At 67.6% G+C, this 23,259-nt stretch carries 19 protein-coding genes and 1 pseudogene; 14 read left to right on the top strand and 6 right to left on the bottom strand.

Features of this window, described 5'->3' with window-relative positions; all coding sequences use genetic code 11:
• The first annotated feature begins 125 nt into the window (after positions 1-125).
• Entirely contained in the window at positions 126-527 is a 402-nt protein-coding gene (locus tag ACSQ3Y_RS01245) for an RNA recognition motif domain-containing protein (protein ID WP_057200811.1), read from the top strand.
• Positions 528-809: 282 nt separating this feature from the next.
• A complete protein-coding gene (locus ACSQ3Y_RS01240; RefSeq protein ID WP_436176173.1) occupies positions 810-1,391 on the top strand; it encodes an RNA recognition motif domain-containing protein in 582 nt (193 codons plus the stop codon).
• 135 nt (positions 1,392-1,526) lie between these two features.
• Here ACSQ3Y_RS01240 and ACSQ3Y_RS01235 read toward each other — a convergent pair whose 3' ends face one another.
• From ACSQ3Y_RS01235 to ACSQ3Y_RS01220, 4 genes are read right to left on the bottom strand one after another with little or no spacing between them, the layout of a single operon-like run.
• Positions 1,527-2,315, bottom strand: coding sequence for an SDR family oxidoreductase (locus ACSQ3Y_RS01235; protein WP_436176172.1), 789 nt, complete (start codon positions 2,313-2,315; stop codon positions 1,527-1,529).
• 52 nt (positions 2,316-2,367) lie between these two features.
• A complete protein-coding gene (gene lptC, locus ACSQ3Y_RS01230; RefSeq protein ID WP_057200539.1) occupies positions 2,368-2,994 on the bottom strand; it encodes an LPS export ABC transporter periplasmic protein LptC in 627 nt (208 codons plus the stop codon).
• Positions 2,995-3,052: 58 nt separating this feature from the next.
• Positions 3,053-3,619 carry a KdsC family phosphatase gene (locus tag ACSQ3Y_RS01225; protein WP_436176171.1) on the bottom strand — a complete coding sequence of 189 codons (567 nt, stop codon included), beginning with the start codon at positions 3,617-3,619 and terminating at the stop codon, positions 3,053-3,055.
• Between the two features lie 3 nt (positions 3,620-3,622).
• Positions 3,623-4,624 carry a KpsF/GutQ family sugar-phosphate isomerase gene (locus ACSQ3Y_RS01220; RefSeq protein ID WP_428003049.1) on the bottom strand — a complete coding sequence of 334 codons (1,002 nt, stop codon included), beginning with the start codon at positions 4,622-4,624 and terminating at the stop codon, positions 3,623-3,625.
• A 48-nt stretch (positions 4,625-4,672) separates the two neighbouring features.
• Between ACSQ3Y_RS01220 and ACSQ3Y_RS01215 the strand changes: the two genes are divergently transcribed.
• On the top strand, positions 4,673-6,658 hold the full coding sequence (locus ACSQ3Y_RS01215) for a monovalent cation:proton antiporter-2 (CPA2) family protein (protein WP_057200542.1): 1,986 nt from the start codon (positions 4,673-4,675) through the stop codon (positions 6,656-6,658).
• A gap of 9 nt (positions 6,659-6,667) precedes the next feature.
• Here ACSQ3Y_RS01215 and ACSQ3Y_RS01210 read toward each other — a convergent pair whose 3' ends face one another.
• The gene (locus tag ACSQ3Y_RS01210; protein WP_436176170.1) at positions 6,668-9,730 is read right to left on the bottom strand and encodes an EAL domain-containing protein; all 3,063 of its coding nucleotides are present in this window, start codon (positions 9,728-9,730) and stop codon (positions 6,668-6,670) included.
• A 149-nt stretch (positions 9,731-9,879) separates the two neighbouring features.
• On the opposite strand from ACSQ3Y_RS01210, the gene ACSQ3Y_RS01205 reads away from it, so the two are divergent.
• Positions 9,880-10,434: an adenine phosphoribosyltransferase gene (locus ACSQ3Y_RS01205; protein ID WP_436176169.1), complete on the top strand. Its 555-nt coding sequence runs from the start codon at positions 9,880-9,882 to the stop codon at positions 10,432-10,434.
• An 83-nt stretch (positions 10,435-10,517) separates the two neighbouring features.
• Here ACSQ3Y_RS01205 and ACSQ3Y_RS01200 read toward each other — a convergent pair whose 3' ends face one another.
• Positions 10,518-10,772 carry a DUF2061 domain-containing protein gene (locus ACSQ3Y_RS01200; protein ID WP_436180071.1) on the bottom strand — a complete coding sequence of 85 codons (255 nt, stop codon included), beginning with the start codon at positions 10,770-10,772 and terminating at the stop codon, positions 10,518-10,520.
• Between the two features lie 256 nt (positions 10,773-11,028).
• On the opposite strand from ACSQ3Y_RS01200, the gene ACSQ3Y_RS01195 reads away from it, so the two are divergent.
• The 10 genes and pseudogenes from ACSQ3Y_RS01195 (at position 11,029) to ACSQ3Y_RS01150 (ending at position 23,252) form a co-directional block, all read left to right on the top strand.
• The gene (locus tag ACSQ3Y_RS01195; RefSeq protein WP_436176168.1) at positions 11,029-12,075 is read left to right on the top strand and encodes an SPFH domain-containing protein; all 1,047 of its coding nucleotides are present in this window, start codon (positions 11,029-11,031) and stop codon (positions 12,073-12,075) included.
• 102 nt (positions 12,076-12,177) lie between these two features.
• The gene (locus ACSQ3Y_RS01190; protein WP_057266952.1) at positions 12,178-13,668 is read left to right on the top strand and encodes a DUF4178 domain-containing protein; all 1,491 of its coding nucleotides are present in this window, start codon (positions 12,178-12,180) and stop codon (positions 13,666-13,668) included.
• A gap of 24 nt (positions 13,669-13,692) precedes the next feature.
• Positions 13,693-13,914, top strand: a complete 222-nt coding sequence (locus ACSQ3Y_RS01185) for a DUF350 domain-containing protein (protein ID WP_082604034.1) — start codon at positions 13,693-13,695, stop codon at positions 13,912-13,914.
• A 165-nt stretch (positions 13,915-14,079) separates the two neighbouring features.
• Positions 14,080-14,340, top strand: a pseudogene (locus ACSQ3Y_RS01180) (TonB-dependent siderophore receptor); the annotation flags it as partial.
• Between the two features lie 272 nt (positions 14,341-14,612).
• Entirely contained in the window at positions 14,613-14,867 is a 255-nt protein-coding gene (locus tag ACSQ3Y_RS01175) for a TonB-dependent receptor plug domain-containing protein (protein WP_369818169.1), read from the top strand.
• Positions 14,822-15,409, top strand: coding sequence for a hypothetical protein (locus ACSQ3Y_RS01170; RefSeq protein WP_369818170.1), 588 nt, complete (start codon positions 14,822-14,824; stop codon positions 15,407-15,409). Before ACSQ3Y_RS01175 ends, ACSQ3Y_RS01170 begins: the two co-directional genes overlap by 46 nt.
• Before the next feature lie 78 nt (positions 15,410-15,487).
• Positions 15,488-16,495: a TonB-dependent receptor gene (locus tag ACSQ3Y_RS01165; RefSeq protein WP_436176167.1), complete on the top strand. Its 1,008-nt coding sequence runs from the start codon at positions 15,488-15,490 to the stop codon at positions 16,493-16,495.
• A gap of 75 nt (positions 16,496-16,570) precedes the next feature.
• The gene (locus tag ACSQ3Y_RS01160; RefSeq protein WP_436176166.1) at positions 16,571-18,163 is read left to right on the top strand and encodes a polyamine aminopropyltransferase; all 1,593 of its coding nucleotides are present in this window, start codon (positions 16,571-16,573) and stop codon (positions 18,161-18,163) included.
• A 311-nt stretch (positions 18,164-18,474) separates the two neighbouring features.
• Positions 18,475-22,260, top strand: coding sequence for a PAS domain S-box protein (locus ACSQ3Y_RS01155; RefSeq protein ID WP_436176165.1), 3,786 nt, complete (start codon positions 18,475-18,477; stop codon positions 22,258-22,260).
• Positions 22,257-23,252 (top strand): response regulator, encoded by a 996-nt coding sequence (locus ACSQ3Y_RS01150; protein ID WP_436176164.1) that lies wholly within the window; start codon positions 22,257-22,259, stop codon positions 23,250-23,252. The genes ACSQ3Y_RS01155 and ACSQ3Y_RS01150 overlap by 4 nt, the downstream gene beginning before the upstream one ends.
• Positions 23,253-23,259 lie beyond the last annotated feature (7 nt).

Genomic DNA, 23,259 nt, shown 5'->3' with positions numbered 1-23,259 from the left:
TTTCTGCTTAGCAGCAAGGCAGTTAGGTTAGCGGTGAATGGTCAGTTTCGCGTCTTTGAAGTCGTCACAGGTTTGTTGATTGCGTCGGGCTCCATCGCGTTTTCATGTTTTTTCAGGAGTCCTTCATGGGCAACAAACTTTACGTGGGCAACCTGCCCTACAGCTTCCGCGACGAAGACCTGCAGCAAACCTTCAGCCAGTACGGCTCGGTTGGCAGCGCCAAGGTCATGATGGAGCGCGACACCGGTCGTTCCAAGGGTTTCGGCTTTGTCGAAATGGGCAGCGATGCCGAAGCACAAGCCGCCATCCAAGGCGTGCATGGCACCAACTTCGGTGGCCGTGACCTCGTGGTCAACGAAGCCCGCCCCATGGAGCCCCGCGCTCCCCGTAGCGGTGGCTTCGGTGGCGGCGGTGGTGGTGGCGGCGGCTACGGTGGTGGCGGCGGCGGCGGTTACGGCGGCGGCGGTGGCGGCCGTAGCGGTGGCGGCGGCGGTGGTGGTTACGGCGGTGGCCGTAGCAGCTACTAAGCAGCGCACACCCGTCCCGGCAGGCTTTGCCTGCTGACGACAAAAAAAAGGAGCCTTCGGGCTCCTTTTTTCATGCCTGCGGCATTGTCACCACACCGGGCCCGGGGCTGTCATGCAGCTTGCTTTTTTGGGAAATTTGTGGCGCATAATGGGTTGGCGGGCTTTTGCCCGTCTCAAGTTTGCGGTGATCCGTCAGTTTCGCGCTGAGAGCGTCATTGAGATTAGCTGGCTGCGGTATCGGGACTCCATCGCTTTATCCATGTGTTTTTGAGGAGTCCCTCGATGGGCAACAAACTGTACGTTGGCAATTTGCCGTACTCGGTACGTGACAGCGATCTGGAGCAGGCCTTTGGCCAATTTGGCGCAGTGACCAGTGCCAAAGTGATGATGGAGCGTGACACGGGCCGCTCCAAGGGTTTCGGATTTGTTGAAATGGGCAGTGACCCCGAAGCCCAGGCCGCCATCAACGGCATGAACGGCCAGCCCCTGGGTGGCCGCAGCATCGTGGTGAATGAAGCACGTCCGATGGAGCCCCGCCCACCGCGCAGCGGTGGTTTCGGCGGCGGTGGTGGCGGTTATGGCGGCGGTGGTGGTGGTGGCCGCAGCGGCGGCGGTGGCGGCTACGGTGGTGGCGGCGGCCGTGAAGGCGGTGGCTACGGCGGCGGTGGCCGTGAAGGTGGCGGCGGTGGTGGCTATGGCGGCGGTCGCGGTGATGGCGGCGGCGGTGGCGGCTACGGTGGTGGTGGCCGCAGCGAAGGCGGCTTTCGCAGCCCCTACGGCTCCGGTTCGCGCAACGGCGGTGGCGGCGGTGGCCGCAGTGGTGGTGGCGGCGGTTACGGCGGTGGCGGCAACGGCGGCTACTGAGCCCCATGCTCCCCAGCAACAAAGCCCCTTCGGGGGCTTTTTTCACGTCTGAAGCCTGCCAAGGAAGTGCCTTTCATGCTTCATGGCAAGGGCCGCCCCGCCGCGCTGGGGGACGGCGGGAAGCGACTCAGGGGGCTACTCGTCCATTCTGCGCTTGCGCGGCCGGCCCGCCAGCGCCTTGTCGAACACCACGTTGGGCAGCAGGCGCATGAGTTTGGCGACCACCCCCATCTGCCAGGGGATCACGCGGTAGGTGGCGCCTGCAGTGATGGCCCGGAATGCCCGCTCGGCAAAATCCCCGGCCTTCATGAGGAAGGGCATGCCATAACGGTTGTGCTGGGTCAGCGGCGTGTCGATGTAGCCCGGCGAGATGGTGACTACGCGCACGCCATGGGGCCGCATCTCGCCGCGCAGGCTCTCGCAGTAGCTGATCACCGCCGCCTTGCTGCCGCAGTAGGCGCCATGCCCGGGCAGTCCGCGGATGCCGGCCACGCTGCCGATGCCCACGAAGGTGCCGCTCTTGCGCTGCACCATGGCATCGACGAAGGGGTGGAAGGTGGCGGCCATGCCAATGTTGTTGGTGGCAAAGGTGCGGGCCATGACGTCGATGTCGCCCCGCACCGCCGTGTCCATGCCCACACTGATACCGGCATTGGCGATCACCACGTCGGGCGTGCCCTGGCGCACAAGGCAGTCGCGCCCGGCGGCGATGATGCTGTCCACCACCGAGACGTCGGCGCTGTAGATCTCATAGTCTGCAGGGTCGATGCCTTGCGCGATCGCCCAGGCCTTGACCTCCTCGGTGCGGCGCGCCACCAGGGCCAAGCGGTAGCCCGCCTGGTGAAAGCGCAGGGCCAGGGCCTGGCCGATGCCGCTGGAGGCGCCGGTGATGAAGGCCAGTAGTGGTTGCTGCTGCAGGGTCATGGGGGCTTTGGTGGTGGGGTGAGATGCGCCTGATGGCGGCGCCTACAGCGGGTTACTTGGCGGCGCCGGGCATGAGCAGGCCCTTGACCCGGCCGTGCAGCTGCAGCACCTGGTCCAGGTTGTCGTAGTCCATGCCATCGGCCGTGAAGCGGTCGTTGCCCCGGGTCAGGACCACCGGCTTGTCCGAGCGCACGCGCTCGGTCTGGGTGAAGGCGTGCAGGAACTCGCTGCGGAACTCCATGCGCGGCTGGGCGGCCACACCGGGGCGGGCGGGCAGCGGCTCGCGCGTGACGATGGCGTTGCCGAACAGCTGCACTTCGCTGCCGTCGGCATTGCTCAGGGCCCGGTTGGCCGTGGCCAGGGTCAGGCGTCCGTCGATGGCCACCGAGCGCATGCGCGCCAGGTCGATCTCCAGGGTGTCCGTGTCCGGGAAGTGGCGTGCAAGGTCGCCCTGCACCTCGCTTTGCAGTCGGCCCTTGGCATCGAAGCTCTTCACCGAAAAGGCCTTCATCGAATAGTCGGGCTGGTTGCTCCGGGCCTTCTCGGCGGCCGGGGCCAGGGGCATGGGGGCATTGCGCACCAGCCACCAGGTGCCCAGGGCCATCAGGCCCATGATCAGCACCGGCAGGTACAGGGTGATGCGCTCCCAGCTTTGCTGGAGCATGCGGCGGCGGCTCATGGGCGGCCTCCTGCCTGTGGGGCTGGCGTGGTGGTGCAAAGGTGCATGGGAGAAGTCGTCATGCCGTGTAGTCTGCCAGCAGGCGGGCGTAGTGTCCCGTGGCCACGAGCAGCAGATCGCAGAACTCGCGTGCAGCGCCATCGCCACCGCGCGCAGCAGTGATGTAGTGGGCGTTCTGCCGCACCTCGGCCTGGGCGTTGGCCGGTGCGCAGGCCAGGGCGCTGCGGCGCATCACCGGCAGGTCGGGCCAGTCGTCGCCCATGGCGGCGGCCTGCGCCCAGGACAGGCCCAGGCGGGCCAGGATGTCCTCGGCTGCGGGGCGCTTGTCCTCTGTGCCGAAGACCGCATGCTCCACGCCCAGGGCTTTCAGGCGCACGCGCAGCGGGGCCGAGTCGCGCCCGGTGATCACGGCGGGCGTGATGCCCGCCTTCTGCAACAGCTTGAGGCCGTGGCCGTCCAGCGTATTGAAGCGCTTGATGGTTTCACCGGCGTCGGTGAACAGCAGGCTGCCGTCGGTGAGCACGCCGTCCACGTCGAAAAACGCCACCCGCACGCCTTGGGCGCGCAGCAGCAGCTCGGGTGCGAAGTTCAGGGCCGGCTGTTGCATGGAAAGGGGGGTCGCCATGGCTCAGATCACCTTGGCGCGCATCAGGTCGCCGATGTGCACCACGCCGGCGAGTACACCGTCCGCCGCCACCACCAGGACGCTGGTGATGCCGTGGGCTTCCATGAGCTCGGCAGCGTCCACGGCCAGGGCATCGGGGGCAATGCGCCGGGGCGATGGGTGCATGACCTCGGCGGCGCTGGCGGCGCGCAGGTCGGCACCGGCCTCGATGCGCCGGCGCAGGTCGCCGTCGGTGAAGATGCCCAGGATCTGGCCGGCAGGGTCGACGATGGCCGATGCGCCCAGGCCCTTGGCGCTCATCTCGCGCATCAGCTCGCTGAACGAGGCCTCAGGCGCCACGCGCGGCACGTCGCTGCCCGAGCGCATGACGTCGCTCACATGGGTCAGCAGCTTGCGGCCCAGGGCACCGCCGGGGTGCGAGCGCGCGAAATCCTCGGGCCTGAAGCCCCGTGCATCGAGCAGGGCCACGGCCAGCGCGTCGCCCATGGCCAGCTGGGCCGTGGTGCTGGCAGTGGGGGCCAGGTTCAGCGGGCAGGCCTCGCGGTCCACGCTGCAGTCGAGCACCAGGTCGGCATGGCGCGCCAGGGTGGAGTCCGGGCCCCCGGTCAGGGCCAGCAGCGGAACCCCCAGGCGCTTGAGCACCGGCAGGATGGCCGTGAGCTCGCCGCTTTCGCCGCTGTTGGAGATGGCCAGCACCATGTCGTGCTCGGTCACCATGCCCAGGTCGCCATGGCTGGCTTCGCCCGGGTGCACGAAAAACGCCGGGGTGCCGGTGGAGGCCAGGGTGGCGGCGATCTTGCGGCCCACATGGCCGCTCTTGCCCATGCCCATCACCACCACGCGGCCGCGGATCGAGAGTGCCATCTGCACCGCCTGTGCAAAGCGCGCATCCACGCGGGAGGCCAGCGCGTTCAGGGCGGCGGCTTCGATGTCGAAGGTCTCGCGGGCCAGGCGCAGGGCCTGTTCGGCATCGAAGGGGGGGAGCACGGGGGCAACGGGCGTCATCCCACGATTCTATCGACCGGCCTGCCCGGGCTCGGATAGCATCAGCCTATGTCCTCACTCGCCCTCACCCTGCTCTACCTTCTGGCCGCGGTGCTGGGCGTGGTGGTCTGCCGCAGCCTGAAACTGCCGCCCATGCTGGGCTACCTGGCCGCAGGCGTGCTGATCGGTCCCCATGCGCTGGCGCTGGCCCAGAACTCCGAAGGGGTGCGGCACCTGGGCGAGTTCGGCGTGGTGTTCCTGATGTTCGCCATCGGTCTGGAGTTCAGCCTGCCCAAGCTGCGCGCCATGCGCCGCCAGGTGTTCGGCCTGGGGCTCATGCAGGTGGTGGTGACCATGACGCTGGCGGGCGGGGGCTCGCTGGTCCTTTCGCTGCTGGTGGGCGGGATCTGGGAGATGGGCTGGCAGACGGCACTGGCCCTGTCGGGCGTGATGGCCATGAGCAGCACCGCCATCGTGGTCAAGCTGATGGCCGAGCGCGCCGAGCTCGAAAGTGAGCATGGCCGCAATGTCATGGGCATCCTGCTGTTCCAGGATCTGGCCGTGGTGCCGCTGCTGGTGCTGATCCCGGCGCTGGGCTCCTCGCCCGACAAGCTGCTGGTGGCCCTGGCCTGGGCCCTGCTCAAGGCCACGGTGTTGGTGGGCCTGCTGCTCACCGGCGGGCAGCGCGTGATGCGCTGGTGGCTGACCCTGGTGGCGCGCCGCAAGAGCGAAGAGCTGTTCATGCTCAACCTGCTGCTGATCACGCTGGGCCTGGCCTGGCTGACCGAAGAGGCCGGCCTGAGCCTGGCGCTCGGGGCCTTCATCGCCGGCGTGCTGGTGTCGGAGACCGAGTACAGCCACCAGGTGGGCACCGACATCCGCCCCTTCCACGACGTGCTGCTGGGGCTGTTCTTCATCACCATCGGCATGATGCTGGACTGGCACATCCTGGTGGACCGCTGGGGCCTGGTGCTGGCGCTTCTGGTGGTGCCGATCACGCTCAAGCTGGTGGTCATCCTGGTGCTGGCGCGGGGCATGGGGGCGACCACGGGGGTCTCGCTGCGCACCGGGCTGTACCTGGCGCAGGCCGGCGAATTCGGCTTCGTGCTGCTGTCGCTGGCCCAGAACAACAACCTGGTGCAGCCCGCGCTCATGAACCCCATCCTCGCGGCCATGGTGCTGTCCATGCTGGCCACGCCCTTCCTCATCATGTACGCCAACCGCATCGTGATGAAGCTGGTGGCCAGCGACTGGCTGCAGCAATCGCTGCAGATGACGAGCATTGCGCGCAAGTCCATCAATTCGAGCAAGCACGTGATCATCTGCGGCTATGGCCGTTCGGGCCAGAACCTGGCGCGCATGCTGGAGCACGAAGGAATCCCCTACATGGCGCTCGACCTGGACCCGGACCGGGTGCGCCAGGCCGCCGCCGCTGGCGACTCGGTGGTCTACGGCGATGCCACGCGCCTGCAGGCGCTCATGGCCGCTGGCCTGGTGCGCGCCAGCGCCGTGGCCGTGACCTACATCGACGTGCCGGCCGCGCTCAAGGTGCTGGCCAACACCCGCTCCCATGCGCCGCAGGTGCCGGTGGTGGTGCGTACCCAGGACGACCTGCACCTGGACAAGCTGCGGGATGCCGGTGCGACCGAGGTCGTGCCCGAGGCCATCGAAGGCTCGCTGATGCTCGCCAGCCACGCGCTGGCCCTGGTCGGCGTGCCCATGCGCCGCGTGCTGCGCCTGGTGCAGGACCAGCGCGATGCACGCTACAACCTGCTGCGCGGCTACTTCCACGGGGCCGACGACGACACCGTCAACGAGCGCGACCAGGAGCGCCTGGCCACCGTCACCCTGCCTTCGGGCTCCAAGACCCTAGGCCAGGCGCTGGGCGAGTTGGCCCTGCCGGCCATGGGCGTGCGCGTGGTCAACCTGCGCCGTGCCAACGGCCATGTGAGTGCTGCGGCGGACGATGCGGCGCTGGCCGAGGGCGACACGCTGGTGCTGTCGGGCCACCCCGCAGCGTTGAGCCTGGCCGAAGCCAGGTTGCTCAAAGGCTGACAGGCCGGGTCAGCCGGGCTGCAGCGCTTCTGCGGGGCCGGGCCGCCCAAAGAGATAGCCCTGGAACTGCTGGCAGCCGTTGCGCAGCAGAAAGTCGTGCTGGCCTTCGGTCTCCACCCCTTCGGCCACCACGTCCAGGCCCAGGCTGTGCGCCAGCGCCACGATGGTGCAGGCGATGGCGGCATCGTTGGGGTCGGTGAGCACGTCGCGCACGAAGCTCTGGTCGATCTTGAGCTGGTCCAGCGGCAGCCGCTTGAGGTAGGAGAGCGACGAGTAGCCGGTACCGAAATCATCGAGCGAGAAGCCCACGCCCAGGTTGCGCAGCACCTGCATCTTGACGATGCTCTCCTCTACGTCCGATAGCAGCAGGCTTTCGGTCAGCTCCAGCTTGAGCCTCCCGGGGTCGGCGCCCGTGGTGTACAGCGCCTGCAGCACCTGGGGCACGAATTCGGTGTGGCGAAACTCCTGCGCGCTGACATTCACCGCCACGGTCCAGGCCTGGGTGGCCGGCTCCCGGTTCCAGCGGGCCAATTGCTCGCAGGCCAGGTGCAGCACGCGCTGGCCCAAGGGCAGGATCAGGCCGGTCTGCTCGGCCAGTGGAATGAACTGGCCCGGCGGCACCATGCCGCGTTGCGGGTGCTGCCAGCGCACCAGGGCCTCGGCGCCCATGGTCTGGCCGGTGGCGTTGACCACGGGCTGGTAGTGCAGCAAGAACTCATTGCGCTGTATGCCCTGGCGGATGTCGCCCTCCAGCGCCGAGCGTGCCGTGGCCGCCGCCTGCATGGCGGGATCGAAGAAGCACAGCGTGTTGCGCCCCTGGGCCTTGGCCTGGTACATCGCCAGGTCGGCCCGCTTGAGCAGTTCGTTGACGGGCTGCTGCCGGTCGCTGAACAGGGCAATGCCGATGCTGGGCGTGCTGTGCAGCTCGCTGCCATCCATGTCGTAGGGCTCGTTGAGGGCCTGCAGCACCTTCTGGGCCACGGCCTCCGATTCCACGGCGGCGCCTGTCTCCTCGCTGCTCAGGCCCTGCAGAACCACCACGAATTCGTCGCCCCCCAGGCGGGCCACGGTGTCGGTGGCGCGCACGCTGGCACGCAGGCGCATGCCCACCTGCACCAGCAGTCGGTCGCCCCATTCATGGCCCATCGTGTCGTTGATGCCCTTGAAGTTGTCCAGGTCCAGGAACAGCAGGGCGCCATGCTGGCCGTCGCGCTCGCAGGCAGTCGCCACGCGCTCCAGCCGATCAAGCAGCAGGCGCCGGTTGGGCAGTTTGGTCAGTTCGTCGTAGAACGCCAGGCGCTGGATCTCGGCCTCGGCGCGCTTGCGCTCCGTGATGTCGCGGGCCAGCCCGCGGTAGCCGGTGAACTGGCCCTCGGCATCGAAAATGGGCTCGCCGCTGATGGAAACCCAGAGGGGGTCCCCTTGCGCCGACATGCGCTGGATCTCGAAATTGCGGAACACCTGGCGCTGCTCGAGCTGTTCGCGGTGCGCGCGCCACTGGCCATCGTCCGCAAAGGTGTTGGGCAGTTCCCAGCGCGCAAGGCCGTAGAGCTGGTTGTCGGGCAGGTCCATCTTGTTCTGCGGACTGCCCTCCAGGCGCACGAAGCGGAACTCGGCATCCTGCTCCCAGTACCAGTCGGAGGACAGCTGTGTGAGGCTGCGCCAGCGGGCCTCGCTTTCGCGCAGGGCCTCCAGCGCGCCCAGGTAGTCGGTCACGTCGGTGAAGGTGCGCACGCGCCCGCCCCCTTCCAGCGGGCGCGTGCGCACCTCGATGAAGCGGCCCGCGACCGTGCGGCGGATGTAGCTGTCCGGCATGGTCAGCTTGCCCCCGTGCGCGGCGTACTCGGCACCCACATAGTCCCGGGCCTTGGACTCGATCAGCTGAAAGCCCGTGCCGAAGTCCCCGCGCTCGGTCTGGAAGCGCACCACCTCCTCCACCCGGGGCTCGCCCGCGAGCAGTTCCTCGGGCAGGTTCAGGAGCTCCAGGTAGCGCTGGTTGTAGACGCGGATGCGGCCTTCGCCATCGACGTTGGTGATGCCCTGCGACACGCTGGCCAGCGTGCTCTGCAGCGCGCGTGTCTTTTCGGCCAGCAGCGCGCTGGTGCGCGCCAGCTCCTGCTCCACCTGCCGGCGCGCGAGTTCGGCCCGCCGCGCCAGCTCCAACTGGCCCACGGTGCTCAAGAGCGGCTGCAGGAACTGCACGTCGGCTGCGGTGTAGCCCTCTGGCCGGTTGGCCAGCCCCACCACGGCGACGAGCTCGCCCGAGGCCAGGATGGGCAGGCCCAGGTACGAGACCACGGGCGGGTGCCCCGGCGGCATGCCGGCGCTGCGGCTGTCGCCCGCTGCATCGTTGATGACCACGGGCTTTTCGGTCAGCATCGCCTGGCCGGGCAGGGAATCGAGGTCGTCGAAGACCCGGCCCTCCTCCGCGTCCCGGGTGTAGCGCGCGCGCGTGGCCTCGTCCCACGCCACGTCGGTCATGGAATGCATGCGCAGAAAGGGCTTGCCCTCGGCCGTGCGCTGCACCTGCCCGACCAGCCCGAACCGGCTCCCGGTCAGCTCCATGAGCTCGTGCAGCAGCGCATCGAAGGCAGCGCGCGGGGCCGAACTGGCAATGAACACTGCCTGCGCGCGCGAGATCGCCTGCAGCAGCCGGTGCTGGCGTGCCAGCATGGCCTCGGCGGCGCGGCGGGCGCGCACGCTGCTGCTGCGCTCGAGCACGGCCTCGATCTGAGCGGGCAGGGCCAGCAGGTAGTTGCAGCCGGGGTCGCGGATGGTGAAGTCGGCAAAGCCATGGCGCATTGCGTGCGCCGCCTGGGCGTCGGCACCGGCGTCCACGATGATCAAGGCCGGGATGCGGCCCATGCGCTCGAGCACGTCGTAGGCCGATCCGTCTTCGAAATGCTGGCAGACCAGCAGAATGTCCGGGGTGTGGTTCTCCAGCCATGCCTGGGCCTGTGCCAGCGAGGGCGCCACCTCCACCCGCCAGCCCAGCCAGGGGTCCACCAATGCATCGACGAGCGCCCGTGCGTGCTCCCGGTCGTCTTCGATCAACAGGACGGAGATGGGCATGGCCGATCTGGTTTTTCAGGGCAAAGAGAGGCAGCCTGCACACCGCAGGCCCTAGTTCCATTATGGGTCAGCATTCGGGGCTTGCGGTCCGCCGACCCCAGGGGCTGGTGTTTACACTCGCAGCCTTTGTGCCATCCACCCCACACCCCATGCAGCCCCTCAGCGTCAACCAGTACCTGCGCCAGCACATCCGAACCGTGCCCGACTGGCCGGCACCCGGCGTGCAGTTCCGCGACATCACACCGCTGCTGCAGGACCCCAAGGTCTTTCGCGTGCTGATCGATGCCTTCGTGCACCGCTACATGGACAAGGCCCTGCGCCCCGATGTGGTGGCCGGGCTCGATGCGCGCGGCTTCATTCTGGGCGCCGTGGTGGCGTACGAGCTCAACGTGGGCTTCGTGCCGATTCGCAAGAAGGGCAAGCTGCCATTCACCACGGTGGAGGAGACCTACGAGCTCGAATACGGCAGCGCCACGGTGGAGTTGCACACCGATGCCGTCAAGCCCGGCGACCGCGTGCTGCTGATCGACGACCTGATCGCCACCGGCGGCACCATGATGGCCGGCCGGCGCTTGCTGGAAAAGCTCGGCGCCACGGTGACCGAGGGCGCGGCCATCGTCGACCTGCCCGAGCTGGGTGGCTCGCAGCGCCTCAAGGAATCAGGCCTGCCGCTCTACACCCTGGTCGATTTCGAAGGGCACTGAACGCCACAGCCGGCGTTCACCGGGACTGCGCATAGGCCGCCAGCGTGAGCAGCAGCCAGGCCACAAAGCGCTGGTGCATGGCTTCAAGCAGCTGCGGGGAGGGCATCGCCGGCCTCGGCCGCGCGGCGGCGTGCCGCACGGTCCCAGGCCTTTTCGTGGAAGAAGAAGGCCACGGCCTGCACCGTGGGTTCGAGCAGGCTCAGCGTGAGCGAAGCCCAGAGGTTGCCCGTGACGGCATAGGCCACCATGGCCGCCACGCTGATGTGGATCAGGTAGTAGCTGCCGGTCTTCTTGAGCATGGTCTGGTTCTGGCGGGCGAGTTGGCGAATGTGGGCCATGGTGGATTCCTTCTTCCAATCAGCGCCTGCACGGGGGTGGGCAGGCATGGTGTTGATGGTAGGGATTCTCAATAGCATTCACCAATTGAAAACTGCTAATCCACGCATTGAAACTATTGCAAAGCCCCCCGCAAAACCCCAAGCGCCCCGGCGTTAAATCCGTCACGCAGTGGGGCCAAAAAATCCCTCAGACCCTGGCGACCCCGTTGCTATGATGGACATCTTTTCAACTGCGGCAACGCACTAGGGAGCAGACATGGCCCTCATGGACTTCATCAAGAAACAGTTCATCGACGTCCTCCAGTGGACGGAGGAAGGCGACGGCACGCTGGCATGGCGCTTCCCGATGAGCGGCATGGAAATCCAGAACGGGGGCACGCTGGTGGTGCGCGAGTCGCAGATGGCGATCTTCGTCAACGAAGGCAAGGTGGCCGACGTCTTCGGCCCCGGTACCTACAAGCTCACCACGCAGACGCTGCCGGTGCTGACCTACCTCAAGAACTGGGACAAGCTCTTCGAGTCGCCCTTCAAGAGCGATGTCTACTTCTTCAGCACGCGCCAGCAGATCGACCAGAAGTGGGGCACGCCCCAGCCCATCACCATCCGTGACAAGGACTTCGGTGCGGTGCGCCTGCGCGCCTTCGGCAACTACGCCTTCCGTGTTGCCGACCCCAAGCTGTTCCACACCGAAATCTCGGGCACGCGCGAGTCGTATCCCGTGGCCGACCTCGAAGGCCAGCTGCGCGGCCTGGTGCTGCAGAACATCAGCAACGCCATTGCCGGCAGCGGCCTGCCCTTCCTGGACCTGGCGGCCAACCAGGTCATGTTCGCCGATGCGCTGACCAAGGAGCTGGCCCCCCTGTTCGCCAAGCTCGGCCTGCTGATCGAGAACCTCACGGTGCAGAACGTCTCGCTGCCCGAAGAGCTGCAGAAGATCCTGGACCAGAAGATCGGCATGGGCATGGTCGGCAACGACATGGCCAAGTTCATGCAGTACCAGACCGCCCAGGCCATCCCCAAGTTCGCCGAGAACAGCGGTGGCGGCAGCGGCATTGCGGGCGACGCCATGGGCCTGGGTGCCGGCGTGGCGCTGGGCCAGGTGATGGCGCAGAACCTGCAGCAGGGCCTGCAGGGCGGCGGCAACGCGGCCCCTGCCGCAGCGGCCGTGGCAGCAGCCTCCGGTGTGAAGCCCGAGGACGTGATGGCCACGCTCGAGAAGCTGGGCGAACTCAAGTCCAAGGGCATCCTCACGCAGGAAGAGTTCGACGCCAAGAAGTCCGAACTGCTCAAGAAGCTGATCTGAGGCCGGCGCAACCTACCTTCGCTACCGGCGCCTGGCGTGCGGGCAGCAGCGGGCTGATGGGCCCCTGCATTGCCGCACCCGGCCGCCATTGGCACCGCCCGAATGGCCACTGACCCTACACAGCGTTCCTACCGTGCGCCCTGCCCGGGCTGCGGCGCGCCGGTTGAATTCCGCAGCGCGCAGTCCACGCACGCCGTATGCGGCTACTGCCAGAGCACCGTGGTGCGCAGCGGTGACGTGCTGCAGCGCGTGGGCAAGATGGCCGAGCTGTTCGACGACCACAGCCCGCTGCAGCTCATGGCCAGCGGACGCATCGAGCTCGACGGCAAGGACACCCCCTTCACGCTCATCGGCCGGCTGCAGTACAAGACCGAGGCCGGCGTCTGGACCGAATGGGCTGCCTTCCTGCAGGACGGCACCCTGGCCAGCCTGGGCGAGGACAACGGCGCCTACGTCTTCACGCGGCCCATGGAGGCCGGGCGCGAGCTGCCCGAAGCCAGCCGCTTTCGCATCGGCGCCACCACCGCCATTGCCGGCAAGTCGTATTCCGTCGCCTTCAGCGGCAGCGCCTCGCTGATCTCGGCCCAGGGCGAACTGCCCAAGCTGCCGCCGCTGGGCCAGCCCTTCGACATGGTCGAGCTGCGCAGCGCCGATGGCGAGGTGCTCAGCATTGACTACGGCCACACGCCGCCGCACCTCGAGCGCGGCCGCGCCGTGCTGCTCGAAGACCTCAAGCTCACCGGCCTCAAGGAAGAATCGGCCAAGGACGAGAAGGGTCGCCAGTTCAACTGCCCGCACTGCGGTGCGCCGGTGCAGGTGCAGCTGTCGACCACCAAGAGCATCACCTGCGGATCGTGCGCCAGCATCATCTCGCTGGACAGCGGCGTGGGCGGCGAGCTGCAATCGACCGAGCAGGACGAGCCCGTGCGCCCCATCATCCCGCTGGGCAGCAAGGGCCAGCTGCAGGGCGTGCACTGGCAGGTGGTGGGCTTCCAGCACCGCATGGGTGTGGAGCCGGGCGACGACGAGCACTTCGGCTGGAGCGAGTACCTGCTGTACAACCAGAAGCGCGGCTTCGCCTTCCTGGTGGACGCCGAAGACGGCTGGAGCATGGTGCGCCCGACCACCGGCGCCCCGCAGATGGCCGCCAGCGGCCGCAGTGCCACCTACCTGGGCACCACCTACCAGCTGAAATACAGCTACGAGGCCGAGACCACCTACGTGCTCGGCGAGTTCTACTGGCAGGTCACGCGCGGCCAGAAAACGTCGAACCGCGACTTCGCCAGCGCCAAGGGCCTGCTGTCGATGGAGCAGACACCCAACGAGGTGACCTGGTCCTCGGGCGACAAGCTGGCCAGCGACACCGTGGTCAAGGCCTTCAAGCTCGAAGACAAGAAGGATGTGCTGCAGCGCGACGACCCGGGGCCCTTCGTGGCCAAATCGGGCCTGGGTTGCGGCACCATCATCATCATCGCGATCGTCATCATCATCCTGCTGATCCTGCTGAGCAACTGTTCCGGATCGTCCGGCAGCGGCTACCGCAGCTCGGGCGGCTCGTTCGGCGGCTATTCCAGCGGCGGCGGACACAAGTAAGCAATTTATCAAGGAGCTTCCACCATGATGGGAATCGAATGGCTCAAGCCCGCGGCGTTCCTCGGGTCCATCCTGTACGCGCTGATCGGCGTCGTCATCTTCTGGGTGTGTTTCATCGTCGTCGACAAGATCACGCCCTATGACCTGTGGGGCGAGATCGTCGAGAAGCAGAACGTGGCGCTGGGCGTCGTGGTGGCTGCCATGTGCCTGGGCATCAGCCTCATCGTCGCCGCCGCCATCCATTGAGGCAGGGGGTGGCGGATTCCAACGGGCTTTCACGGGCCCTGCTCGCGTTTGTCCCTTGGTGTGTCAAAAATTGAATAAGAATAATTATCGTTTGTATTAAAATGTGTACTTCGTGTGAGCGGTAGCGGCCGGAGGGGGCTGCACGTTCGAATATCTGGAGTACCCATGGCACACAAGCACCCTGCGGGCAGCAACAAGGCTGCCCGTTTTCATTGGACCGCCACCGCAGCAGCCAGCCTGCTGGCCGTACTGGGCACGGCGCAGCAGGCCTGGGCCCAGGCCGATGCCGCACTGCCTGCCGTGCAGGTCACAGGCTCGCAATACGACGCCGACGATGTGCGCCCCGAGGGCGTGACCACGGCCACCAAGACCTACTTGGCGCCGCGCGACATCCCGCAGACCATCGACACGCTGGAGGTCAACAAGTAAAGAGCCTGTTCAATGTCTTTTTGAAGCCGCGCAAGCCCCTTTTCGGGATGGGATGCAAGGCGCGGGGTGCAGCCAATAGCGCGGCTATTGGCAAGCGCCGCAACGCCGCAGACCGCCCGAAAAGGCACTTGCCCTCCGGGTTGGAGTGAAATCGGGCGATTGGACGCCCCGGCTGCTTGCATGGGCACGAGCCCATGCGGCGCATCCGAAGCATCCACTCATCCCGATTGCACTCCAAAGCGGGTGCAAAAAGGCATTGAACAGGCTCTATGAGCTATGGCATCAACGACCTTGCGGTGATGCTCGACGGCGTGCCCGGCGTGAACACCAAGTACGACATGCGCGGCGAGGGCGTGATGATCCGCGGCTTCAACGCCGACTCGGGCGACATCTACCGCGACGGCGTGCGCGAATCCGGCCAGGTGCGCCGCAGCACCGCCAACGTGGAGCGCATCGAGATCTTGAAGGCCCGGCCTCGGTGCTCTACGGCCGCAGCAGCGGCGGCGGCATCGTCAACCTGGTGAGCAAGCAGGCCCGCTTCGATGCCAAGAGCAGCGTCACCTTGCGCGGCGGTTCGTGGGAGAACTACGGCGGCACGCTCGATATCAACAAGGTCATCAACAACCACGTGGCCGTGCGCCTGACGGCCGACCGCGAGCAGGCCGACAGCTTCCGCAGCGGTATCCGCAACCGGAACGAGATGGTCTCGCCCAGCATTCTGGTCGATACCCGCACCGGCCTGCGCTGGAGTGGCCAGTACACCTACGACAACATCTGGCGCGTGCCCGACCGGGGGCCGGTCTACGACCAGCTGCCGCCCGGTGTCTCCATCCGCAAGGGCTTCGCCCACCCGGATGACCAGGTGGAAGACCGCCTGCGCGTGCTGCGCTCGGACCTGTCGTACGACTTCAACAGCGCCTGGAGCGTGCGCTGGGTGGCCAGCAAGCGCGAGGCCAGCCAGGACTTCGACCACTACTTCGCCGGCACCTACTGCAACACGGCGGGCCAGACCACCGCAGGCGCCGCCTGCGCGTGGCGCGGCCAGGTGCGGCCGAACTACGCCTGACAGCAGACGGCCAACGAGACCCTGTCCAACACCGTCGACCTGACGGGCAAGTTCAGCACCGGCGGCATCCAGCACGAGGTGCTGGTCGGTGCCGAGGCCAGCGAGGAAAAGCGCCACCCGCGCATCGGCCAGCCGGCGTCCACCTTCAGCTACGACCCGCTGCAGCCCATCGCCTGGGGCGCCAAGCCGGCGCAGGGCAACCCGACCCAGCACAACCTGCACAAGGCCGAGGGCCAGGCCCTGTACGTGCAGGACCTGGTCAGCCTCACGCCCGAATGGAAGCTGCTGGCCGGCCTGCGCTATGACCGCTTCACCTTCAACAGCACCAACCTGCTGACCAACGTGGGCCGTGGCTACGACGGTGATTCGGTGAGCCCGCGCCTGGGCGCGGTCTGGCAGCCGGTGCGCGAGCACAGCCTGTACGCCTCGTGGAACAAGAGCTACTCGCCCTACGGCGGGCGCGGCATGATCAGCGTGGACGTTGCGCCCACCGCCGTCTACGACGACGAGCCCCAGCACTCGCGCCAGGTCGAGGTGGGCGTCAAGAGCGACTGGCTGAACGGCGCGCTCTCGACCCAGCTGTCGGTGTACCAGCTCGAGCACGCCAACATCCGCTACCGCCCCGACGCGGTCAACGATCCCTTCACCTGGGCCGTGCGCGGCAAGGAGCGCTCGCGCGGCATCGAGTTCAGCGCGGCAGGCCGTGTGGCCTCGTCGTGGTACGTGCGCGGCGGCGTGGGCGTGACCAGCGCCAAGGTCACCGAGGACAAGCTGCAGCCCGCACTGGTGGGCAAGTACCTGGTGGACACCGCCTTGCGCAACGGCAACTTCTTCGTGCGCTACGCGCCGCAAGGCCCCTGGTACGGGGAAATCGGCGCCACGCACACCAGCGCCCGCTGGCTCAACGCCGCCAACACCTCGCGCGTGCCCGGCTATACCCGCTGGGATGCGCTGGTGGGCTGGCGCCAGGGCGTATGGACGGCGACGGCCGCCATCTCCAACCTGCTGGACAAGGAATACTGGCGCAGCGATGCCATGCCGGGCGCCCCGCGCAGCCTGCTGGTCAGCGTGAACTACCAGTTCTGACGCCGGCCTTGGGGCGGGGGACTTCCGGAAGGTGCCCTCGGCTTGCACCTTTCCCATTCGCAGCACAATAGCGGCTTGTCCTCAAACCCTACCTCCCTCCCCTCCGCCTCCGCCCCCTCGGGCGCACGCCCCATCGACGTTGCGCTGCTGGCCAGCGTGTTCGTCGTGGCCGCCTGCGGCCTGCTCTACGAGCTGGCGGCTGGTGCCCTCGCGTCCTATGTGTTGGGCGACTCGGTGCTGCAGTTCTCCACCATCATCGGCACCTACCTGTTCGCCATGGGCGTGGGCTCCTGGCTGTCGCGCTATTTCGAGCGGCAGCTGCCTGCGCACTTTTTGCGCATCGAGTTGATGGTGGCACTGATTGGCGGCGCGCTGCCGGCCACGCTGTTCCTGGCCAACGCCTATGCGCCGGGGGCCTTCCGGCTGCTGTTGTACGGCATGGTGTTCATGGTGGGCACGCTGGTGGGGCTGGAGATTCCGCTGGTCATGCGCATCTTGAGGCGCAACGTGGCGCTCAAGGACCTGGTCTCGCAGGTGCTGACCTTCGATTACCTGGGCGCGCTGGCCGTGTCCATGGCTTTTCCGCTGCTGCTGGTGCCGCACCTGGGGCTCATCCGCACGGGGCTGCTGTTCGGGCTCATGAATGCAGCCGTGGCGCTGTGGGCGGTGTGGCTGTTCCGCGATGAGCTGCGCCGCCTGCGCGCGCATGCCTTCGCCTGCGTCGCCGTCATAGGGCTGCTGTTCGCGGGCCTGCTCGGCGCGGACCACATCACCAGCTTTGCCGAAGACAAGTTCTACCAGGACCGCATCGTCTTCAGCACCGCGTCGTCCTACCAGCGCATCGTCGTCACCAACGGCAAGCTGGGTCACCGCCTGTACCTCAACGGCAACCTGCAGTTCGCGGAGCGCGACGAGTACCGCTACCACGAGGCCCTGGTCCACCCCGCCATGGCGGCGCACGGCGCACCCCGGCGCGTGGCCGTGCTCGGCGGTGGCGACGGCATGGCCGTGCGCGAGATCCTCAAGTACCCCTCGGTCGAGTCCGTCACCCTGGTGGAGCTGGACCCGGCCATGACGCGCCTGTTCAGCGACAACCCCACGCTCGCCCGGCTCAATGGCGAGGCGCTGCGCTCGCCCAAGGTGCACGTGGTCAACACCGACGCCTTCCAGTGGCTGCAGCACGGCAAGGACGCCAAGGCGGATGGCGGCGATGCGGTGGATGACCTGTTCGACGTGATCGTGGTCGACTTTCCCGATCCCACCAATTTTTCCATCGGCAAGCTCTACACCAACAGCTTCTATGCGCTGCTGGACAAGCGCTTGGCGGCCAGCGGTTATGCCGTGGTGCAGACCACCTCGCCGCTGGTGGCACGCCAGAGTTTCTGGACCGTGGTGCAAACCATCGAGTCCGTGGGCCTGCAGACGGCGCCCTACCATGCCCATGTGCCCAGCTTCGGCGAGTGGGGCTTCGTGGTGGCCAGCCGCCGGCCCTGGCGCATGCCCGAGGCACTGCCTGCCGACCTGCGCTTCCTGAGCGCGGGCACGCTGCCCCTGCTGTTCGACTTTCCGCTCGACATGGCGCGCCTGCCGGCCGAGGTGAACCGCCTGTCCAACCAGGCGCTGGTGCACACCTACGAGCGTGAATGGGGCAAAGTGGTTGCGCACTGAACTCGGAACAACCCCCTGAGGCGCTGCGCGGCTTCACCCCTTCTCTCGAATTGCTCCGCAATTCGGGAAGGGGGACGCAGCCAGTGCGGCGGGGCGGCCCTTGCACGGCTGCTCTGGTATGGGGCGTGCCAGTTTCGTAGACCAGAGGTCCGCACCACATCGGCATTTGCCGGGGCGCTGAACCCGTGCTGTTGCATCCATGCCGCGCGGATGTAACAAATCGGGGAGTTGTAGGGCTTACCGGCCACGTGGGTAAATCGCTCACGGGGTTCCCTGCAAAATGGAAGCCAACGCTTACATTCGTCCGCCCGATGCTCGAGAGATTCTTCGTTGTCGGCGCAGAGCAGGATCTACAGAACCTTTGGGGGCACGACCCCTGGCTGGTGGCCCTGTCGGTCGCGCTCGCGATCGCCTCTTCCCTCATGGCGCTGCACCTGGCAGCGCTGGCCTTGCGCGCACCCGACCGCTTGCGCCGCAACCTCACGGTGGCTTCCGGGGCGGTGGCGCTGGGCGGGGGCGTCTGGTCCATGCATTTCGTGGGCATGCTGGCGTTTGACCTGTGCGCCAGTGGCCATTTCGAGCCCTGGGTGACGGCGCTGTCGTTTCTTCCCAGCCTGGTGGCCTCGTGGATCGCGTTGCACGTGCTCACCCAGGAGCAGCCCACCCGCCGCTCCATCACCTGGGGTGGTACCTTGGTGGGCGTGGGAATCGGCGTCATGCACTACGCCGGCATGTCGGCATCCGATGCGGCGCCGCTGATCCGCTACGACGTGGTGGGCTTCCTGGCCTCCCTCGTGTTCGCGGTGGGCATGGCCATCCTGGCGCTGTGGCTGCGTTTTGGCATGCAGCGCGCCTGGACGCGCCGCCCCTGGCTGAGCACGCTGCTCGGCGGCCTGGTCCTGGGCCTGGCGATCGCCGGCATGCACTACATCAGCATCGCGGCCGTGCGCGTGTCCGGCAGACCCGATCTCCTGGGGCCAGTACCCGAGCAAGCCAGGTACATGGCCCTGGCCATCGCCCTGATGGCGGTGCTGGTGGGCCTGGTGGTCACCACCGTCAACATCGGCCTGCGGGTCCGCTGGCTGCTGCGCAGATCCGAACAGAGCGAATCGCGCCTGCGTTCCGTGGTGGAGACGGCCATGGACGCCATCATCATGGCCGATTCGGACGGCACCATCCGGTCCTTCAACGGCTCGGCACAGCGGATGCTCGGCTGGACCGCCGAGGAAGCCGTGGGCCAGCCGGTGCGCATGCTGGTGGACCCCGCCTATGCCAACACGCCGCACAGCTACCTGCCGCGCGACCTGTCCCGGGGCGAAGCGCGCCAGGTGGGCAAGGACAAGGAAATCCACGTGGTGCGCAAGGACGGCGCCCTGGTGCCCGTGCGCCTGGTGGTCGGCCGCGTGGACCTGCCGGGGCCGCCGGTGCTCGTGGGGTTCCTGACCGATCTGACCGAGCGCCGGGCCATCGAGCAGGAGCGCCGGCGCGGCGAGGAGCAACTGCGTTCGCTGGTGCGCAACATCCCGGGCGTGGCGTTTCGCTGCCGGTACGACGCCGACTGGTCCATGCTGTTCATCAGCGATGCGGTCGAGGCCCTGACCGGTTGGCCGGCCGAGGACTTCCTGCACAGCCGCATCTCCTTTGGCCGCATCATCCACGAGGACGATGCCGAACGCATCGGTGAGCAGGTGGCGCGCGCCCTGGACACCGGCGAATCCTATGTGCTGGAGTACCGGCTGCACACGCGGCATGGCGGCATCCGCTGGGTGTCCGAAACGGGCCGAGGCGTCGCGGGGCCGCAGGGGGAAGTCCGGTGGATCGATGGCGTGATCACCGACATGACGGCGTCCAAGGCACAGAACGCCGAGTTCGTGGGCACGGTCACGGCCATCGGCCGGTCGCAGGCGGTGATCGAGTTCGACCTCAAGGGCAAGGTGCTCACCGCCAACCGGAATTTCCTGGACCTCATGGGCTACACGCTCGCCGAGATCGAAGGCCAGCACCACCGCATCTTCTGCACGCCGGAGTACGCCGAGAGCCAGGCCTACCAGGCCTTCTGGGCGCGCCTGGGCCAGGGCGAGTTCGATGCCGGAGAATACCTGCGCCTGGGCCGAGACGGGCGCGAGGTCTGGATCCAGGCCACTTACAACCCTATCTTCGACGCCCAGGGGCGGGCCTTCAAGATCGTCAAGTTCGCCACCGATCTCACCGTGCGCCGGCGCATGGAGACCGACCTGCGCGCGGCCAAGGAGCAGGCCGAGCACGCGGCAGCGGCGCGCAGCACCTTCCTGGCGAACATGAGCCATGAGATCCGCACGCCCATGAACGCCATCATCGGTTTCACCGAGGCGCTGCTCGATACCCCGCTCGAAAGCACCCAGCGCCGCCACCTGGGCACGGTGCACCATGCGGCGCGTTCCATGCTGCGCCTGCTCAACGACATCCTGGACACCGCCAAGCTCGAAAAGGGCGCGGTGGAGCTGGAAGTGGCCGACTTCAGCCTGCGTGAGCTGTGCGAGCAGATCCTCGCCTCGCTGCGCATCACCGCAGCCAAGAAGGGGCTGGAGCTGGTGCTCGACTACCCTGACACGGTGCCCACGTACTGGCAGGGCGATGCCTTCCGCATCCAGCAGGTGCTGCTCAACCTGCTGGGCAATGCGATCAAGTTCACCCACGCAGGACGTGTCACCCTGCGCGTGTCGGGCGTGAATGCGCAACTGGTGCTGGAAGTGACCGATACCGGCATCGGTATCGACGCGGCGGGTGTGGAACGCATTTTCGACCCCTTTGCGCAGGCCGATGCCTCCACCACGCGCCGCTACGGCGGCACGGGCCTGGGCACCACCATCGCCCGCCAGCTGGCGGAGCTCATGGGCGGTGCCATCGCGGTGGCAAGCCGCGTGGGCCACGGCAGCACCTTCACCGTGCGCCTGCCGCTGCGCACAGGCGAGGCCCCGGTGGATGGCAGTGCATCGGCCCGGGACTGGCTGCGCGCACCCTTGCCCAGCCTGCGTGTGCTGGCCGTGGACGACGTGCCCGCCAACCTGGAGCTGCTGCAGATCACGCTGCAGCGCGGCGGTCACAAGATCACCACGGCAGGCAGTGGCGCGCAGGCGCTGGAAGCCTTTGCGGCAGAACGCTTCGACGTGATCCTCATGGATCTGCAGATGCCCGACATGGACGGGCTGGAGGTCGCCCGCCACCTGCGCAGCTTCGAGCAGGCCCGGCAGCGCAAGGCCACGCCCATCGTGGCATTGTCGGCCAGCGTCCTGGAGCAGGACCGCCGCAATGCCCGTGCCGCCGGCATGGATGGCTTTGCGAGCAAGCCGGTCGAGCCGGTGCGGCTCATGGCCGAGATCGCGCGCGTGATCGGCGTGCGTGAAGATGGCGCTGACCCGGTGTTTGCCGTCACCAGTGCCTTTGGCAGCCTGGAGGCCCCCGACGGGCTGCAGGGGATGCGCGCACTGAGGCCGCCGCAGGCGCCGTTGCCGGCCGCCATCGAGTGGGACCGTGGTGTGCGGCTGTGGACCCAGGCGCGCTACCTGCGAGAGGCCATCGAACGCTTCATGCAGGAGAGCGGCGTGGCGCTGGCGGGCCTGCTGTCCGCGCACCAGGCGGACGATTGGGAGGGCCTGGAATCACGTGCCCACCGCGTGCGTGGCGCGGCCGCCAACCTGGCGTTGCCCGTGGTGCAGCAGCTCGCCGGGCAGATCGAGCATGCGGCCCGCGCGCGCGATGCCGCTCCAGTGCAGGCAGCGCTGCTGGCCCTGGCCACCGCGCTCGACGCGGTGCGCGTCGCCCTGCTCCATCCGCAAGCGCCTGACGCCCAGTTGCAGGGCACGGCCTCCTCACCGGTGCCGCTGCCGCCCGCCGAGCGCAGCCGTGTTCTCGCCGCCATCGATGCCCTGGTCGCAGCCCTGGCGCAAGGGGAGCTGGCCGATGCTCCGCTGGCGGTGCTGGAGGGCGAGCTGTCGGCCGTCAGTCTCAACAGCCTGCAGGAGGCGCTGGATCGCTTCGATTTTGACGAGGCGCGGGCCTGCCTGCTGGCCTTGCGTGCGCATCTGCAGGCGCCCACGCCCCCCCAGGAGATGGCATGACCCCCGTGCTGGAAGACCACCGCCCGCGCCTGCTGCTGGTGGACGACGAACCCACCAATTTGCAGGTGCTGCGCCACATCCTGCAGGAGGACTTTCGCCTGCTGTTCGCCACCGACGGGGCGCGCGCGCTGCAGATCGCCCAGCAGCAGCGGCCCGACCTGGTGCTGCTCGACGTGATGATGCCGCAGATGGACGGCTACGGCGTGTGCCAGGCCCTGAAGGCCGACCGCGCCACCGCGAACATACCGGTGATCTTCGTCACCGCGCTCACCGAAGCGCAGGACGAGGCGCGCGGCTTCGACGTGGGCGGCGTGGACTACATCACCAAGCCCGTGAGCGCCCCCGTGGTGCGCGCCCGCGTGCGCACGCACCTGTCGCTGGTGCGCACCGAGGAACTGCGCGAAACGCGGCTGCAGATCGTGCAGCGCCTGGGCCGCGCCGCCGAGTACAAGGACAACGAGACGGGCATGCACGTCATCCGCATGAGCCACTTCGCCCATGTGTTGGCGCTGGCGCTGGGCCACTCGCCCGCCTGGGCCGAAGACCTGCTGAACGCCGCGCCCATGCACGACGTGGGCAAGATCGGCATCCCCGATGCCGTGCTGCGCAAGCCCGGCCCGCTCGACGCTGGCGAATGGGACACCATGCGCCGCCATCCCCAGATCGGTGCCGAGATCATCGGCGAGCACCCCGCAGGCTTGCTGCGCCTGGCCCACTCCATTGCGCTCACGCACCACGAGAAGTGGGACGGCAGTGGCTACCCGCAGGGCCTGGCAGGCGAGGCGATCCCGGTGGAGTCGCGGATCGTCGCCCTGGCAGACGTGTTCGATGCACTGACGGCGCGCCGGCCCTACAAGGAGCCCTGGAGCATCGAGGACACCCTGGCCCACCTGCGCGCCCAGGCGGGCAAGCACTTCGACCCTGGGATGGTGGAGGTGTTCATCGCGCAGCTGCCCCGGCTGCTGGAGATCCAGGCGCGCTGGAAAGATTGACCCCCGT

This window comes from Acidovorax sp. LjRoot66, assembly GCF_964253305.1.
In the GTDB taxonomy this organism is placed as follows: domain Bacteria; phylum Pseudomonadota; class Gammaproteobacteria; order Burkholderiales; family Burkholderiaceae_C; genus Acidovorax.
Note: the sequence above shows the minus strand (reverse complement) of the source record. Positions and strands in the feature narration are given on the sequence as shown.